The 16,809-nt window shown below is 58.9% G+C and carries 18 protein-coding genes and 2 pseudogenes; 14 read left to right on the forward strand and 6 right to left on the reverse strand.

Going from position 1 to position 16,809, the window contains the following annotated elements:
• Positions 1-634: 634 nt before the first annotated feature.
• The 3 genes and pseudogenes from tnpC to tnpA all read right to left on the reverse strand — a co-directional run bounded on the left by tnpC (position 635) and on the right by tnpA (position 3,183).
• Positions 635-2,112 (reverse strand): annotated as a pseudogene (gene tnpC / locus GKO01_RS14270) (IS66 family transposase).
• A gap of 52 nt (positions 2,113-2,164) precedes the next feature.
• Positions 2,165-2,527: an IS66 family insertion sequence element accessory protein TnpB gene (gene tnpB / locus GKO01_RS14275; RefSeq protein ID WP_008852976.1), complete on the reverse strand. Its 363-nt coding sequence runs from the start codon at positions 2,525-2,527 to the stop codon at positions 2,165-2,167.
• Positions 2,524-3,183, reverse strand: a complete 660-nt coding sequence (tnpA, locus tag GKO01_RS14280) for an IS66 family insertion sequence element accessory protein TnpA (RefSeq protein ID WP_099287602.1) — start codon at positions 3,181-3,183, stop codon at positions 2,524-2,526. The genes tnpB and tnpA overlap by 4 nt, the downstream gene beginning before the upstream one ends.
• 267 nt (positions 3,184-3,450) lie before the next feature.
• On the opposite strand from tnpA, the gene GKO01_RS16495 reads away from it, so the two are divergent.
• The 12 genes from GKO01_RS16495 to GKO01_RS14340 all read left to right on the forward strand — a co-directional run bounded on the left by GKO01_RS16495 (position 3,451) and on the right by GKO01_RS14340 (position 11,696).
• Entirely contained in the window at positions 3,451-3,579 is a 129-nt protein-coding gene (locus GKO01_RS16495) for a hypothetical protein (RefSeq protein ID WP_264817051.1), read from the forward strand.
• A 54-nt stretch (positions 3,580-3,633) separates the two neighbouring features.
• Positions 3,634-3,984, forward strand: coding sequence for a hypothetical protein (locus GKO01_RS14290; protein ID WP_099287604.1), 351 nt, complete (start codon positions 3,634-3,636; stop codon positions 3,982-3,984).
• Entirely contained in the window at positions 3,981-4,502 is a 522-nt protein-coding gene (locus GKO01_RS14295; RefSeq protein WP_082790631.1) for a hypothetical protein, read from the forward strand. The genes GKO01_RS14290 and GKO01_RS14295 overlap by 4 nt, the downstream gene beginning before the upstream one ends.
• Before the next feature lie 26 nt (positions 4,503-4,528).
• Positions 4,529-4,879 carry a single-stranded DNA-binding protein gene (locus GKO01_RS14300; protein WP_099287605.1) on the forward strand — a complete coding sequence of 117 codons (351 nt, stop codon included), beginning with the start codon at positions 4,529-4,531 and terminating at the stop codon, positions 4,877-4,879.
• Between the two features lie 92 nt (positions 4,880-4,971).
• A complete protein-coding gene (locus GKO01_RS14305; protein WP_061500341.1) occupies positions 4,972-5,193 on the forward strand; it encodes a hypothetical protein in 222 nt (73 codons plus the stop codon).
• Between the two features lie 743 nt (positions 5,194-5,936).
• Complete coding sequence (locus tag GKO01_RS14310; RefSeq protein WP_099287606.1) at positions 5,937-6,917, forward strand: DUF3991 and TOPRIM domain-containing protein; 981 nt, start codon at positions 5,937-5,939, stop codon at positions 6,915-6,917.
• Entirely contained in the window at positions 6,914-7,585 is a 672-nt protein-coding gene (locus tag GKO01_RS14315) for a hypothetical protein (protein ID WP_099287607.1), read from the forward strand. The genes GKO01_RS14310 and GKO01_RS14315 overlap by 4 nt, the downstream gene beginning before the upstream one ends.
• Complete coding sequence (locus GKO01_RS14320) at positions 7,582-9,630, forward strand: ATP-dependent helicase (RefSeq protein ID WP_099287608.1); 2,049 nt, start codon at positions 7,582-7,584, stop codon at positions 9,628-9,630. Before GKO01_RS14315 ends, GKO01_RS14320 begins: the two co-directional genes overlap by 4 nt.
• A gap of 282 nt (positions 9,631-9,912) precedes the next feature.
• Complete coding sequence (locus tag GKO01_RS14325) at positions 9,913-10,410, forward strand: MucR family transcriptional regulator (RefSeq protein ID WP_099287609.1); 498 nt, start codon at positions 9,913-9,915, stop codon at positions 10,408-10,410.
• An 86-nt stretch (positions 10,411-10,496) separates the two neighbouring features.
• Positions 10,497-10,868 carry an ABC transporter substrate-binding protein gene (locus tag GKO01_RS14330; RefSeq protein WP_099287610.1) on the forward strand — a complete coding sequence of 124 codons (372 nt, stop codon included), beginning with the start codon at positions 10,497-10,499 and terminating at the stop codon, positions 10,866-10,868.
• Positions 10,868-11,263: a hypothetical protein gene (locus GKO01_RS14335; protein ID WP_099287611.1), complete on the forward strand. Its 396-nt coding sequence runs from the start codon at positions 10,868-10,870 to the stop codon at positions 11,261-11,263. Before GKO01_RS14330 ends, GKO01_RS14335 begins: the two co-directional genes overlap by 1 nt.
• Before the next feature lie 67 nt (positions 11,264-11,330).
• Positions 11,331-11,696: a hypothetical protein gene (locus GKO01_RS14340; protein ID WP_099287612.1), complete on the forward strand. Its 366-nt coding sequence runs from the start codon at positions 11,331-11,333 to the stop codon at positions 11,694-11,696.
• A 12-nt stretch (positions 11,697-11,708) separates the two neighbouring features.
• Here the strand turns inward: GKO01_RS14340 and GKO01_RS14345 are convergent, their stop codons facing one another.
• Positions 11,709-12,302, reverse strand: a complete 594-nt coding sequence (locus GKO01_RS14345; protein WP_099287613.1) for a nuclease-related domain-containing protein — start codon at positions 12,300-12,302, stop codon at positions 11,709-11,711.
• 171 nt (positions 12,303-12,473) lie between these two features.
• Between GKO01_RS14345 and GKO01_RS14350 the strand changes: the two genes are divergently transcribed.
• Positions 12,474-13,553 (forward strand): IS5 family transposase, encoded by a 1,080-nt coding sequence (locus tag GKO01_RS14350; RefSeq protein WP_099287614.1) that lies wholly within the window; start codon positions 12,474-12,476, stop codon positions 13,551-13,553.
• A gap of 135 nt (positions 13,554-13,688) precedes the next feature.
• Here GKO01_RS14350 and GKO01_RS15840 read toward each other — a convergent pair whose 3' ends face one another.
• Positions 13,689-14,324, reverse strand: coding sequence for a hypothetical protein (locus GKO01_RS15840; protein ID WP_145994789.1), 636 nt, complete (start codon positions 14,322-14,324; stop codon positions 13,689-13,691).
• A gap of 499 nt (positions 14,325-14,823) precedes the next feature.
• Positions 14,824-15,927, reverse strand: coding sequence for an IS110 family RNA-guided transposase (locus GKO01_RS14360; RefSeq protein WP_373319140.1), 1,104 nt, complete (start codon positions 15,925-15,927; stop codon positions 14,824-14,826).
• A gap of 109 nt (positions 15,928-16,036) precedes the next feature.
• Here GKO01_RS14360 and GKO01_RS14365 point away from each other — a divergent pair.
• A pseudogene (locus GKO01_RS14365) lies at positions 16,037-16,809 on the forward strand (IS3 family transposase); the annotation flags it as partial.

Raw genomic sequence — 16,809 nt, forward strand, 5'->3', positions numbered from 1 at the left:
TGGGCTGTTACCCGCCTGAAAGTTTCGAGAGAATGGAGCCGGGAATGCGGACATCTATCGGCAGGGCCAGCAGAAAAGCAGGGAAACTGTCGAACTGACAATGCTTCGATGGGTCGACGGGTTCAACAATCGACGCATCCTGGCATCCATTGGAAACATCCTCTCAGGAGAAGCTGAGGCTGGCTTTTATGCACAACAGAAATCACATGCATTAGCCGCTCTAATCAGATAAAAAAGTTTCCACAAAACTCGGGGCGATTCAGTCGTCGTTCATCCATATGTTTTTCTCTACGAAGTATATCAAACTGATCACATAGTCAGAGTTCCTAGTGTCTGAACATATCGTGCAAGAAAGAATTTAATTATGATAAAAAATGCTATGCTTCCTGCATTTTTCGGAATTTTATTTTATAAAATAATAGAGTTACCAATGCATAATTATCCATATATTGCCGAAATTTTTGGCGCCATAGGAGGGAGCATCATGTTTTGGACGTGCAATTTAGCCAGCGATTTCCTTAATCGGAAAAAAGCTAGAAACCAATACTAGCTCCTGATCGCGTGCCCGCCTGAGCTTTAGCTTCACAATATCTTTTAGCAAATTGCTTCTGACAACTGCTTCCATTTCCCCAAATCAACCGTTGGCGCTTTGGGGAAATGGAAGCAGTTCGCTGAGACGTGCGGCTGGATGTCCGTCAATCATGCGTGTCAGCACGTCACGCAGCCAGGCAAACGGCTCGATCCCATTGAGCTTGGCTGTCTCGATCAGTGACGCCACGATGGCCCACCGGTTGGCGCCACCTTCGCTGCCCGCGAACAGAGCATTCTTGCGGCCAAGCGTGACAGGTCGAATGGCCCGTTCCACCGGATTGGTGTCGAGATCTATGTGCCCGTCCTCGATAAACCGCGCGAGATCGTCCCAGCGGTTCAACGCATAGCGGATCGCTTCTGCCAGTCTAGCACGGGAGGGCAGCAAAGCCAGTTTTTGTCGGAGCCAGAGTTCCAGCGCCTCAACACGCGGTCGACTGTGCTCCTCCCGAAGGGTTTTGCGTTGATCGGGCGCCAACCCCCGAAGGGATGCCTCAATCTCATACAAAGACCGGATCTGCACCAAAGCCTCGGTTGCGATTGGCGATCCCGTCTGGTGCAGCTCATAAAACTTGCGACGCGTGTGCGCCCAGCAGGCCGCCAGATGAATTCTTCCGTCCCGTGTCAGCTGCTCGAACCCGGCATAACCGTCGACTTGCAGAATGCCGCGATAGCTCTTCAGATGGCGGGCGGGCCCTTACCGCCAAAAGGGCGGTCATCGCGCGTGTAGGCCCAGAGCCGCCCGGTTCGGGTGCGGCCTCGTCCCGGATCAAGGATGGGCAGTGGGGTGTCGTCCGCGAAAACCCGTTCTCCGGCACAGACATGGTTCATCAGCTGGTCGCGCAGCGGGGCCAGCCACCAGGCGGCGGCCTTGACCCAATCGGCCAGCGTGGAACGCGCGAGAGCGACACCGTGACGTGCCAACATCTGGCTTTGTCGATACAGCGGCAAATGATCACAATAGCGGCTGGTCAGCACATGCGCGATCAGACCCGGAGTGGCGAGACACCCTTCAGTGATGCGCTCAGGCGCAGGAGCCTGATGCAGCGTCCCGCAGGCGCGACACGCGCATTTGGGCCGATTGATCCGCACAACCCGCACCGAGGCCGGAACCCAGTCCAGCATTTCACTGGCGGTCGTGCCTGCGTCGCGCAGTACGCCACCGCAGGACGGACAGGATGTCACGTCGGGCAGGATCGTCACGTCCGTGCGTGGCAGGTGCTCTGGCAGGGTTTTACGATGAGGTGGTTTTACGATCGGCGCTGTGCCGCTGATGTCCGGTATTGTCGTAGAGATCGGCGTCATAAGGGGAGGTTGGTCAGCATCAACCTCCAGCGTCAACAGGAGCTGGTCGGGTTCGAGTGTCTCGGCGCGACGACCGAACCTGGCGCGCTGGAACTCCCGGATCATCTGCCGCAAGCGGTCAATCTCGATCTGCCCCTCATCGACTGCACCCGCCAGATCCCGCACCATGGCTTGCAGGGTAACCGGGTCAAATGGCAGGCTTTCGAGGGCAATCCGCATGTCTATAAAATGCCAGTTTTCTGCGGTTTTGTACAAGAAAAATCGGCGCGTTTTACCCTGCCATCAGCATCCGTCGCGCAGGAGCCTGTGCCCGCCAGTCCAAACCTTCCAGAAGCATCGACAATCGGGCCGGGGTGAGCAAAACCGTCGCAGGTTCTCCGGGGCTGGCCTGCGTGACCGGCCATGTAAAGATCCCCTGATCGAGGCGCTTGGCATACAGGCACATGCCGTTGCCATCGTGATACAACAGCTTGATCAGTCCGGCCTTTCGGCCGCGAAACACAAATACATGCCCGCTGAACGGATCGGCCCGCAGCGTCTCCTGCACCAGCACCGACAACCCGTCGATCCCCTTGCGCAGATCGGTGTAGCCCAGGGCCACATGGACCCGGACATGGGGTGGCAGGGTGATCATGCCGCAGCCTCGAGCGCATCCGCCAGTCGGGTCATCACGTCAAAGTCGATCGGAGGAGTAACCCGCAGGATACGCCCATTGCGCAGCAAGATCTCAATGGGCGCTCCGGGGTTTTGCCTGTCTTTGGAGACAAGCGGGGAGGCTTGTGTTTGGGGTGCCTGTTGTGGCGTGGAAGGGGTGTCGTCGATCTTAACTGCGGCAAATTTCGGCTGACGTGCCAGGGGATCAGCCGGACATTCTGCAATTTGATCTGCGAACTGCTTCTGCCAACGATACAGCACACTGGATGTCAGACCGTTCATTTTGGCATAGCGATCAAGCGACATCCCTGATTGCCGGGCATCAATCAGAAGCGCCAAACTCTCTTCGGGCGTCCATGTCTTACGCACCCGGACGGCCAGAAGACTTTTCAGATCCCCGACGGGGATGGCAAGATCCGCCCTAGACGAGCCAGAGAATTCCTTAGCCCGTTCTCCTGATGTCCCGTCCGGAATCGACGCCTTGATCGGTGGCGGCCAGACAAAACCAAGCCGGCGCGCCCAGAGCCGAAGAGCTTTGGCGCTGAGACCATGGCGGCTGCAGAAAGCAGTCTGCGTCAGCCCGCTCTCAGCAAACAGGACAAGCCGGTCTCGCCAAACCTCTTCCCGATTAATCATGACACTCCAATACCCATAGTGAAGGCACGATAAAGGCACACCTCACGCAGGATCGCAGCGTGTCATCTCCGGACGCTTACAAAAGAAAAAGGGGGAAGGGAAAAAGGAGAGGGCAGGCACCACAGCGGAGCCTGTCTGGCAAAGGGTGGGTCGGCCGTGTCCTCGCTGCGCTGCGGGTCGTCCGATCCCGCTGCGTTGCAGCGCCTTTGCCAGCCAGTCTCCGCTGCGGTCGCCGGAAGAGGTCATGAAAGAAAACAGGAGAATGACATGGCCGACTTTTCCGATCTGCGTCCCCGCAACCGCACAGAATGGCTCGAAGTCACGGGTTTCGTAGGAGGTGCAGCGCTGTTCGCAGCCTTCATCGTTCTGGTGGTGGTGCTTCCCGCCTTTCTCTGACCGATCCGAGATCAGCCGCCCTGACGGGCGGCGCTGTGCTGTGTGGAGATCACCATGCGGACATACACTCTGGCTGCCATCCCTGCGGCCTCTCACGGGAGCCTCATCTCCTGTTCGTCCCCTGACCGCTACAGACAGACACGGATTGAAGCGACTGACCTTGCGGAAATCCGGGCGGCAGTAGCCGCATACGGTGCACGCCTGCACGACGACCACCCGGAAGCCTCCTTTCTGGTGTCTGTGACACCCGAGCGTGGGAGCGATCATCCCGAGGGCTTCTGCGACGCCCGCTGGAAAGGCTCCCTCGGTACCGAGCAGTGGATCAGGACGATCCCTGAAGAGACGCCGTTCAAAGCCTATCTCGCCGAGGTCGAGGCGATGCTTGACCGCGAGGTGCGGTCATGAACGGCCCCGAGCCAGCGTCCATCGCGTGTCCGTCGCTGCGACGGCCTCCGATCCAGCCTCAGGGCCTCACCGCGACGCAGTTCAGCGACGCGGTCGAGAAGGCGAAAATCGGGAACGCGCTGCTGTCCTTCATCGCACGCGGATTTCCGCAGAGTGCGTGGAACCGCACGCTTTACAACCGCCTGAGCCAGATGTTCGGGCATATCGCCCATTACGACATCCACGGCTTCTGGGGGGCGCAGTTCTCCACGACACAGGCGCGTCTGGGCTTCCTGCGCGGCATCGTCCTGTACGGCTGTTATGGCGATCCGGCCTGGACCTGGTCGGACGTCGAACGCGACATCCGCAACCGCATCATCGGCAGTGGGCTGATCGACGCTTACACGCGCGCCCTTGCCGCCGAGCAGGAGGCACGCGACCGGGCCGATCTGGCCCGCCTGGCGCAACGCTTCCGGATCGCCCTGCCATCCGAACACCAGCCTCTCCCTGCCGCGCCCGTGCAGGCCGAGCTTTTCTGACACGGGCCAGAGAAAAGGACAGAGCAATGGCTCAGACCCTCAGCCTTGCCATCGTCATTGGCAACCTTGGCGCGGATCCCGAGATCCGCACGGGGCAGGACGGACACCGTGTGGCCTTCTTCCTTCTGGCGACGGACAGCCACCGCACCGACACACACACCGGCCGCCGCGTCCCCCAGACGGTGTGGCACAGGATCGTCTGCCACAACGACTTTCTGACAGATCTTCTGGAGCGACGCGCCCGCAAGGGTCAACTCGTGTTCGTGCGCGGCGCTTACGAAGTCCGCCCGGGTACCGATCAGGGGCCGCCTGAACCCGAGATCGTCGTGAGCGCCCAAGACGGGGACGTGAGGATCCTCACCGACACAGGCCGCTGACGCCCTCTTTCTTCGAAACACGCACGTAAACCGGCCCTGGAGCCGGTCTTTTTATACCCGCTTCCTGACAGAGGCGGGTCTCAGGAGGTTTTATGTTCTATTCGACGCCCGCTCCTCTCACAGTCCCTCGCAGTCAGGCGCGCGCCCTGAGTGTCCGCCTCATGGCTGAGGCCGTGCTCCTGGAGGACACGGATCAGTCCCTCATGCTGCCATCGCGCCTGACGGCCGGTTTCCGCCGCAAGGCCGCGACGCTGCGTCGCCGCTCGCAGGAGAAGCTCCTGGACAGCCTCGATCGTCCGGAAGGTGTGGCATGAGGACGGCGATGGTGGACCGCCGCGCGTATTCACGCCGTTTCTGGGAAGGAAAAACGCGGTTCTCACAGGCCGTGAGACGCACACTGGCGGACCTGGAGCGACAGAAAGGGCAGACGAAGAAGGACGAAGACGGGATGGCCGACACAGGGCCTTCGAAAAAAAGCTGAGGCCGGGGGCATCAGTCGCAGATGGCACGGGCAGACTGGTGACACTTCTTGAAGGATCCGTTCATGCCGAACCATCAGACGTTGCCGCTTCAACCACCCCTTGCGGGGTGGCACGGAGCTGTGTTCCGACCTCGCCGTCATGCGATCAGTGTGACAGTCACGGACCGAGGGTCTCAAGACAACCCTTCGGGCTCCAGACCGCGTCTTTCGTCAAAAGAGGGCCGCGTTCATCGCAGGACGTCGTCCCGCGCTGCCCGCAACCCGCTTTTGCCGATCCGCAGTCTTCCGGTCCTGACACCCTCGGCCCGCAACTGTCGTGTTCCTGGTAGGACGGGACGAGAAAAACGTCTCCACACATCTCCTTTCAGCGGCAACACCGGGGGCTGCGCTGCCCCCGAAACCCCCGCAGGACGAACAAGAAAAACTGGTTTTTGCCGCTCTGGACGCAAGAACTATTTCACCAAAACAAGTAAATATATTCCGCGATATTCTGTTGTATTCATTGGATATTATGGAGGTAATTTACTATACTTACCACAGATCGAAAGTAACGGACGTTCGGGAGGATATTCCGCCATGGCTTACCAGAACTCGCCCCAGCAGATGAACGAGGAACTCCAGAAGTTTCGTGACGAGATCAGTTGCATCGTTGTTCTGGAGAAGGCCGGTTACAGGTTCGACCGCTCCGAAAGCTCGGCCCGTCACATGCGCTTTCGTCGGCAGAAGGGCGAGAGCATCATCGTGACCCACGGTGGCAAGGGCTGGTGGGATCCGCACAATTCCTCTTCGATCGTCAAAGGCTCGGTCATCGACCTGGTCCGCTTTCTCAATCCGGGCATGTCCCTTGGCAATGCGCGCGTGGAACTCCGTGGAATGCTGGGCCTTGCGCCGAGCGGGGCCGAGTACGTGGCAGAACCGAAGGAGCGCAAGCCCGCGCGTGATCCGAAATATATGTGGAAGAACCGTCAGGCGCCCCAGCCGGGTTCGGCCGCCTGGATCTATTTGACCCGCGACCGGGCGTTGCCGGAAAGCATCCTGCGTCTGGCCACCGAGCAGGGTCTCCTGCGTGAAGGTATGAAGGGCACGGCCTGGTTCGCCCATAGCAACAATGCCGGTGAGCTGACCGGCATGGAAATGCGCGGTCCGGACTATCGCGGTTTCTCCTCGGGCGGCGGTGGCAAGCTGCTCTTTCGGATGAGGACTGGCGAAAAAGGGGAAACGCCCGTTCGTCTGGTCATCGGTGAGTCTGCCATCGACGTGCTGTCCTATGCCGCCATGGACCCGTTCAATTTTGAACCCAGCCTGTATGTCTCATCAGGTGGCGGCATGAGCCCCGAGGCCCTGGAGGAATTTCGTGCGCTTCTTGGCACCCTTGAGGCAGGCGGCCGCGTCATGATTGCCGTGGACTGCGATGCTCAGGGCGACCGTTACGAAGAAATCTATGCGCCCATGATCCGTGAGGCCGGGCTGAAACCCCTGCGGTACTCACCCAGTGCCCGAGACAAGGACTGGAACGCCGTCCTGCAGCGCCGCGCCCGACAGGACGTGGCCGCATGAAACAGAGTAAATCCCGTCTGAGCTGGCAGGCCATCACCCTGATCCTGTGGCGGCAGGACGCAGAGGCCATGAAAGTCTGGAAGCGTGCCGGGGTGGGATCTTCTGCCCCTGAAGTCTTCTGTGAGGCGCAGACGCCCGAGGGTCTGGTGCAGGGGGTCGTGATCGGCGGTGATCGCCTGAACGACGCCTGGGACCGCGACGGCGAGCTGGTCGTCTTCACCCGCAAATCCACAATCGTCCGTCTGAACGGACCTGAACTCTCAACGCTCACTTTGTCAGCCTGCCCCAAGGCTTTTGAGGACGTCATGATGTATAACGACACCCGCTCCGCGGCCCGCCAGCATATCGACCGGATTGTTCTCAAGAGCGGCCTGACCTTCAACATGCTGGGCCACGAAAAGGCCTCTGCGATCTGGCTGGATCATGCGCGCCGCCTCGGCTGTACGGATCCTGAAGCGCCGGAGATGCCGGTCCCGCATCAGCTCGTGTGGCTGGGCAGCGGCCTGAACCGCGCACTGGCCCTGGTGATTGCCGGACGGTGGGACGGCCCTCATGAGGGCTTCAATCTCTATCATCCGCTGACCCTCTTTACTGACAGCAGCAATGTCGTGGCCGTTGAGGATCCGGTGGCGTCTGAAGTCTATCCGGTTGAGCAGGTGCCCGCATGAGCGCTTATCCCCAATCCCTCGCACCCGTACTGGATCCGCTGACCCCAGTGCAGCGTGAAGCCGCCATGGCTCTTGGCCGCGTGCTGGTGCTGGCCGGAGCGGGGACGGGAAAAACGAAGACGCTCACGGCCGGTGTGGCGTGCCGGATCCAGATGTACGGGATGCGCCCGTCACAGATCCTGTGCGTGACCTTTACCAACAAGGCTGCTCAGGAAATGCGCGAGCGCATCACGAGCGTCTTAGGTGAGGGACAGGCTCCGTTCTGGCTTGGCACTTTTCACGGCCTCGGCGCGCGGCAGCTTCGGGCGGAGCCTGAGGTTGCCCAGTTACACCCGGGCTTTGACATCCGCGACGCGGACGATGCGACGGCTCTGATCCGTCGTCTCATGAAGGCCATGGACCCCGACACTGTGCCCGAACCGGACACAGGCAAGAAGTGTGACGTTCGGCAGGTCAAGAAGATGGGCGAGCGCATCGGGCATCTGAAGGAGAACCTCGTGACACCTGAGGCCGCACCGGCCTGGGTACGCGGGCTGATCGAGCGCCGCCGTGCGGCGCGTCAGATGGTCGATGTCGAAGGCTGGGAGTTCGCTGTCCGGCTCTACCAGATCTATCAGGCGACCCTGCGCGAGCAGAATGCCGCCGATTTCTCCGACCTGCTGATGTGGCCAACGCTTGCGCTGATGAACGACCGATCCTATCGTGACAGGTGGTCGCAGCGCTTCACCTCCGTGATGGCTGATGAGTTTCAGGACGTGAACCGTGCACAGATGCTCTGGCTCACCTATATGTCTGAATACTCACGAGAACTCTTCGCTGTGGGCGATGATTCGCAATCAATATATTCCTGGCGTGGGGCCAAAATTGGCTTCATCCGGAACTTCGTTCGGGAGTTTGACGGGGCCAGACTTTTCAAGCTCGAAGAGAACTTCCGCTCCACGCACCATATCCTCCAGGCCGCCAACGCCATCATCGCGCGGGACCCGGGCCGGATCCCGAAGACCTTGTTTACCCAGAAGGGCGACGGTCAGAAGATCGAGGTGCTGAGCTACGATTATGCGTCAGATGAGGCTGACGCGATTGCAGCCGAGATGGGACGTCGTGCGGCAGAAGGTGTGGCCTGGCATGACATGGCGATGATCTACCGGATCAACCGTCTGTCCCGCTCTCTGGAAGAAGCGCTGCTTAAGGCGCGTATCCCCTACGAGATTATCGGCGACGTCGGGTTCTACCACCGGGCCGTGGTGAAGGACGCGCTCGCTTTCCTGATGCTGGCGGCCTGTCCGGACAGTCGCCAGTCCGATGAGGCGCTCCGGCGCGTGGCCAATGTGCCCAGGCGCGGCCTTGGCGCCAAGGCGCTTGGCCAGATCGAGCAGGAGGCGCAGGATCGCGGCCTCAGCCTGTGTGCGGCCGTCACCACGGCCACGCTTCCTGCCAAGGTGCGTGACAGTCTGCTTGCCTTCCGTGAGACGGTCTCCCGGATCGGGCAGATCCCGGACATGCGGCTTTGCGATCGCCTCGATACGCTGCTGAAGGAGACCGGCTATTATACGATGTGGCGGGAGGCCGCGTCTGAAGAAGGGGAGACGGCCTTGCAGAACCTGTCCGAGCTGGTCGGGCTGGCCGAGGGCTTTACCCGGCTTCAGGATCTTCTGGAGCACGCGGCCCTGGCCACGGCCTCACCGAATGAGCGCGGACGCGACCGGGTGCAGCTCATGACCATGCACCGCGCCAAGGGGCTGGAGTTCCCCCACGTCTTCCTGCCAGCCTGGGAGGAGACGGTTTTTCCGGGGATGGGCGAGCGCAATTATGAGGAAGAGCGCCGTCTGGCCTATGTGTCGCTGACCCGTGCCATGCAGCGGGCCACGATCAGCAGTGTCGGCTATCGTCAGGGTGTTTCAGCGAGGCCGTCAGGCTTCATTGAGGAAATCCCTGCCGAGCATCGCGTGACGGGCTGGCTGCGCCAGCAGGGGCAATCGAAGAGAAGAGAGACAGGGGGCCGGTTCCGGCACACGGCGGCCGCTCTTGATGCCATGGGGTTTTAAGGCATGTCCGATCATCACAGGCCTGACGACAGGCCTTACACCTCTCAGCGGCCCAGGACGAAGTCCGGCTGGCTTTATGACTGCGAGGTTTGCGGGAAGGGCGCAGCTTTCGGGTACACCGGAACAAAGGGCGATACACACTATTGTTCTGAACATCGTCATCTGGGACGAGGTGTTGCGCCTGCTCCCATGGCGAGAACAACGCGGCCTCAGTGACTTGTCAGGCTATCTTTTGTATAGAGTGCCATCTTGCACAGTCGAAATTTGAAAACGGAATTTGCAATGACCTCAAATAGTGAGACAGATTTTCGGCGTCTGACAGCCAATATTGTGGAAAGTTATGTGAGTGCCCATGAACTTCCGGTAGAGCAGATTTCTGATTTGATCCGCAGTGTTCATACAGCCCTTGCGTCGGCCGGCCAGCCGCCGGAGCCAGAGCCAGTCGAGCTGGTCCCGGCCGTCCATCCGAAGCGGTCAGTTTTCGAGGACTACATCGTCTGTCTCGAAGACGGAAAGAAGCTGAAGATTCTCAAGCGGCATCTCAAGAGCGTCTATAATCTCACCCCGGATGAGTACCGCTCAAAATGGGGACTGCCGTCCAACTATCCCATGACGGCGCCAGGATATTCACGGCATCGGACCGAACTGGCGCATCAGATCGGTCTTGGGACCGCGAAGGGTGGTCGGAGCCAGCCTACACCTGAGCCCGAAGAGACCGAGCCTGAGGTGCCCGTGCGGAAAATCCCGGAGAAGCGTCGCGGACGCCCTGCAAAGGGCTGAGTCTCTTTTAAGAAGTCGCAGAAGCGGTCTTTACCTTTGCGGGGTAAAGCGATCTTTTCAGATCCAATGAACCGCAAGGACAGACCGTGACCCGCCTATTTTCTTCTCTCGCCCTGGCAGCCGGCCTCACGGCCGCTGCCCTTTCGCCAGCCATGGCCCTCGATCCCGCGCTTGGGAGCATGGGGTTTGCGCCTCCGACACCGACATCCAAAGGCCACGCGGCCTCTGTGTCCACGTCTTTTGCCGCCATTCCCGAAAGTCTTCAGACACTGCTCGATGCCGGCTACGTCCTTCGCACGTCGGCTGGCGAAGAAGGTAATATCCTGACCCTTGAGAAATTCGTGGATCGGACCTCCCCGTCAAAATGGGTGCGGTGCGAGCTGATCGGTGATCACAATGGCAATACGCGTCTGACCTTCAGTCAGCATGTGACCTCCACCTGCTGGAAGCTGAACTGATGTGTGATGTCATGCCGGTCTCAAAGACCGGGCCTTTTCGTCCGCAGACCCAGCAGGTTGTGGATGCACTGAACACGGCCTTTCCTGGCCTGTATGCGGGTGCCTGCAAGGCCTCCGATCTGCCGTCAGACGCCGATGAGGCTGAGGATGACGACGATCTAGAGGATGACGGCCTGCTTAGCGATTTCGTCTTTTTGTCGGATGGATGGGCTGTGCGGGTCGATTACGATCCTGAAGATCCGGATCTCTGCCTGGGTCTGTCCGCAGGAAATACAGAGGCCCCTGCGGGTGGCCTGGAGGTCGATCTTGATGACGGTGAGGAAATTCCGGATGGCGTCCTGAAAGACGTCACGGACTTTATTGACGAGCAACGCCAGGCGTCCGCAAAACACTGACCTGTCCCGATAAGGGAGGCCCCTCTGGCGCGTTCCTTATCCATCTCAGCAAGGAAGGACTGGCCGCGTGACTGGTGAACCGATCTATCCCGCCCCCTGCACATATGAGAGCCTGACCGAGCAGCAGAAAGAGGCTGTTGGTCAGTTCATGTCAGAGCGTCTGAAGCAGAAAGCCCGAGGGATTCTCCCGGGAACGCTGCATACGGTGGTCGAAAAAGGGCGGATTCATGCGTTCGTCTCCTGGGACGAGCATCACGTTTATGAAGTCAGCCCGATCACCAGCCTGCGTCTGGTGCTTGATCCTGATGGGCGCCCTTTGGGCTGCTCGAAAGACGGGCTTCTGTATCTCTCGGATGTCGGGGGCGAGGCCGTTGTTCGTGTCCTGCCAACAACCCGGTATACAGCGGCCGCCATCGGTATTGCCGTGGAATAAGGCGCTGCGCGCCTATTCCTTTGTGTGATGGGCGACGCGCACGATCCTCTGCCACAAGCCCATCATCAGTCCTGACGTCTCTCCGCAGTTGTGTCGCAGTTCGTCGGCGAGAGCGTCCGGGGTTCTGACACTGGCCTGAAGGGCGGCCGTGACACTGGCGCGTCCTGTCAGGACCACGCGACTCAGGATCTCCACATCCAGACAGGCCTGTGACGTCACAGCGCGGACGGCTGCGCAATGGCCTGCATTCTGGCGAAGAGGGCTGTAGATCAGGCGGCCATCCTCCTCTTTCCCTAGACGTTGGCGCCAGTATTCGTCATTCGGATGCCCGCTCAGATGGCCTGCATAGTACTTGGTCTCGATGACCATGAGGGCACGGGGCAAAAGGACGAGATGGTCGATCTGGGTTGTGCCATCACCAGAGGCCTTGGGAAGACGAACGTCATGGAGGCTTGGCCGTCCCAGATCGTTCAGGAGGGTTCGGATCCTGTCTTCGCCTTTCGCGCCTTTGAGTTCGGCCTGAAGGCTCTTCCAGGCTGCGTGCGCGCTGTCGCTCCGCTCGATGCGAGAGGGGCCGCCACGCGGCCGAAGTCTCAGGCGCACCATACGAAGGCGCGCCTCCAGGCGAAAGTATGGGGCTTGGTAAAGCGCATGGCATGTCTCTGGTCTGGCAAACGATATCCTGACTCTAGCGACGTGGAGGGTTCGAAAAACCATCTGGTTTTGAGGCTCCCTTTGTGATTCCATTTTTCCGGTTTTTATTGGAGGAGTGGCGACATGAAACAGCCGGGTTTCTTTGATGTTGAAGAGCGCCTTTCTCGTTTAAGCGGGCTTGGTGATCAGCTCGAAGCCTTTTCCCGGACTGTGAATTTCGAAGCATTTCCTCCTGATCTGGATACAGCGCTGGCCTATGCAGACGGCGGTAAAGGCGGTCGTCCGCCGTTTGATCCGGTGCTGATGTTCAAAATCCTGGTGATCCAGACGCTGAACAATCTGTCCGATGAACGGACGGAATACCTGATCAATGACCGTCTCTCCTTCATGCGCTTTTTAGGCCTGGGGCTGTCGGAGCGTGTGCCTGATGCCAAAGCCATCTGGCTATTCAGGGAGCGTCTGACCCAGGCGGGAGCGATCGAGGGTCTGTTCAATCGCTTTGATACAACCCTGCGCAGCGCTGGTTATCTGCCGATGTCCGGCCAGATCCTGGATGCCACACTGGTGGCGGCTCCAAAGCAGCGGAACACCAATGCAGAAAAAGCCGATCTTCGGGCAGGACGTATTCCTGAAGACTGGCAGGACAAACCCGCAAAGCTGTCGCACAAGGATCGTCATGCGCGCTGGACACTGAAGTTCACGAAGGCAAAACGGCAGGATGACGGAACAATCCCCGCAACGGATCTCGCCATCCCGTTCTTTGGCTATAAATCGCACATTTCTATCGACCGGAAGTTCCGGTTCATCCGGAAATGGAAGACGACGGACGCCGCCGCCAGTGATGGTGCACGATTGAGAGAGGGGCTGCTGGATAAAACCAACACGGCCTCAAGCGTCTGGGCTGACACGGCGTATCGCTCCAAAGCCAATGAAGACTTCATGGAAAAGCAGGGCTTTGTCTCGAAAGTTCACAGGAAGAAGCCGCATCTCAAACCTATGCCCCGCCATATTCAGCGGTCCAATGCAGGGAAATCAGTGATCCGATCGCGTGTCGAGCATGTCTTTGCTGATCAGAAATCACAGACGGGACTGTTCGTCCGAACTGTAAGCTTAACGCGGGCCACCATGAGGATCGGGCTCGCCAATATCGTCTACAACATGCGCCGCTTTCTCCTCCTGGAGAGGATTAACGCCGCCGCGTAGCAATCCAGAGCATGAAACCCTCTCTCTGCTCAAAACGCAGAGCGAAAGTCATCCCGGAAACCCTCAATCGGTACGCCACAACCCTGAAATCAGGGGCCAGCCGCCGCCAATCAACAGTTCTTCGATTCCTCCAAATCAAAAAGAGAATATCGACGTAAAAACAGTCGCTTTCTTCGGGATGGAAAGGTCTAAAGTCGCGCCATTAGGGCCGTTATGCGCAGGATTTGACGGATCCACAGTGCCAGAGTGAGCCCATGATAGCAGCTCTTTCTGGAGATCCCCGTCAATGAGAGATCTCTTTATATAGATGCTGATTTGATACGCAGGAGGCCAGCCAGGTGAACAGTGTTTTTCCCACTCGCAAGGATTGACCGGCCTTCTGAAAGCAATTGCCGACACTCCTTTGCCATTTAGCGAAAGCGCTATAGCCCCATGAAAGTCACCACTCTCCGCGTGCACACCATATAGCACTCGGGCACCTGCAACGTCCCTCATTCCAGCCGGACGGCCCAAAACGGAACCGGCCATCGTATCGAGTGTGGGGTTATGAACAGGCCGCTTTCCGGAATGAAGCGACGCATGATTGACAGTTCTTCGTATAAAAGCTCGAACCTGCTCCATAGGAAGATCAGTTTCCGAGGCACAGGGCCCCGGATTATAGATCGAACACTTAGGAGCGGCATCTGCAAGCACGAATGAAGACGCACCGAACAGGAAAGTTGCAACCACATGCTTATTTATCAACTTATTTGCCACCTTGGTGAGGGTCATCTCAAACCTCCCTCAGCTATTGGCATGGAGAGGATGGACTTGGTATTTGACCGCCCTCAACATCATTTTTCATTTGAGCTCCATCTGCCTGCCGTCGATCATCGGCTGCGGCTCCCCCACCTGACCAAGTGCTTAGATTATTATATGCAGCTTGCCAGTCGCCGGATAGAGGTGGCCCCCATTTTTTGGACAGGTGTCTAAGCTCTCATGACCGTCATTAGGGGAGTGCAGTTGCAAGAAGCCTACACCATGACTGGTGTCTGGTGTGACCAAAAACTGATAGTGGACCTGACGGGTGTGCCGCGAGCCGATCGACGACGATTGATCATGCTCTCATCCGCGGGTTGGCTACCGCATTTCCCATTTCCGTCGTGGGCCTTCCTCTCTCTATAGACGGGCGTCGGTCGAAACCTGCCCCAGCTTACAACGAGGATTACCCATCTTGCCTGGTCTTCGCGGCACGCCCGTCAGGTCCGATGACCGGGCGAAGGAAGCCGTGTCAGGTTGGTTGCACGCGGCGACCGATATCCCAGATGAAGCCGACCAGCTCGCGCGCGATCGCCGTGATCACTTTCGGCAAGGCTTTACCGGATGCCGCTAAAGTTCGGTAGCGCTGGCACAAGCGAACTTGCGCCTTCCATGCAATTGCCCTGATTTCCTCTGGCAAGTCCTCGACACGCGCCCGATAACGGCGCTCCTCGCGTGCCGGCAGGCGGTATGACCAGGCTGCCTCAACCAGCATTGCGCGTGTTTCTCGGTTTCCGGTTTTTGTGATGGCGCCGCGACGGGTACGGGTGCCACTGGAAGCCTCTGATGGCACGAGACCAAGCCAGCCCATGAGTTGTTTGGGTGTTTCAAAACGGCTGAGGTCCCCGATTTCTGCAGCAAGCGTTATGGCCACAATGGGGCCGACACCGCGCAACGCCTGCAATGCCTTTACTACTGGCGCGAGTGACCAGCGCGGTAACGCCTCCATGAGCATGGTGTCCAGTCGATCGCAACGCTGCTGAGCTTCTTCAATGCGTCGGATGCTTTCACCCAAAATAAATTGCTGATGTGGTATTTCAAATGCCTGACTTCCCAGCCATCTCCAGTGCGCTTTTGTCCAGTTCGTACGACCGGTGAATTTACGCCCATGGCGCAACAGAAACCCCAGAAGCATCTGTCGGCTGGCAACAAGATCCTGTCTGACCTGGCGCCGACTGCGCACGAGGTCTCGCATAGCCTCGTGTGCCGGATCCGGGATCCAGATTGCCGTCAACTCACCCGATCGCAACAGTCGCGCCAACATTTCGGCGTCTCTCCTGTCCGTCTTCACCCTGTCGGCTGGCTTGCGCGGTATTACAGATGGGGCGATGACACTGCAGTCCATACCCATGCCCAGCAACTGGCGATGGATGCCGTACCCGCAGCCACCTGCCTCATAGTAAAAGTGGAGTGTCGCATCAGGCGTAGCCAGGCGCGACACCAGACGTCGTATGGCCTCGGGCGTGTTGAGAATTGTCCCGTGGAACCGGATTTCTCCCGATCGCCCATCGTCTGCAACAGCCACGGCAATCGTCTCTTTGTGGACATCCAGACCGATGAATTTTATCGTCGACATTGTCATTCTCCTCTCGTGACAAAGTGAGCTTACGCTCCTCCTGACCTCGGAAGGCGAGGCAAATGACGGTCATTGGGTCTATAATCCGACCTGAGAGAGGACGGGTTTTATGGGCAAGATTACGCGCAAGAGGTATGGGGCGGAGTTCAAATCACGGGTTGCGCTGGAGGCGATCCGCGGGGAGCTGACGCTGGCGGAACTGGCTTTGAAACATGGTGTGCATCAGACGATGATTGCCCAGTGGAAGCGCCAGGCAGTCGAGGGCATGGCGGCAACCTTTTCGGGGAAGGCGGTGTCTGAGCCCCCGGTCAGCCCTGCTGATGTGGAGAAACTACACGCGAAGATAGGCGAGCTTCTCGTGGAACGGGATTTTTTACGCGATGCCTCTGCTCGGTTGGGCGTGATCAGAGGCGGCAGATGATCGACCTAAAGCGGCCTCGGCTATCGGTGGTGCGGCTGATCGACGCCCAGTTCCTGGAAACGCCGTATTATGGCTCGCGGCAGATGACATGGCATCTGCGCCGCCTGGGACATGAAGTCGGTCGCAAGCGGGGCCGGCGGCTCATGGCGATTATGGGTCTGCGGGCGATCTACCAGAAGCCACGCACGAGTATGCCCCATCCGGAGCATCGGAAATATCCGTATCTGCTGCGGGATCTGGTAATCGACCGGCCCAACCAGGTCTGGTGTTCCGACATCACGTATATCCCCATGAAACGGGGATTTCTCTATCTCGTGGCGATCATGGACTGGTTCACGCGCAAGGTCCTGTCCTGGCGTCTGTCGAACACGATGGATGCGGAGTTCTGTATCGAGGCGCTCCGGGATGCGCTGATGCGCTACGGCACCCCGGAAATTTTCAATACTGACCAGGGCTCACAA

This window comes from Gluconobacter kondonii (assembly GCF_002723995.1).
Lineage (GTDB): Bacteria > Pseudomonadota > Alphaproteobacteria > Acetobacterales > Acetobacteraceae > Gluconobacter > Gluconobacter kondonii.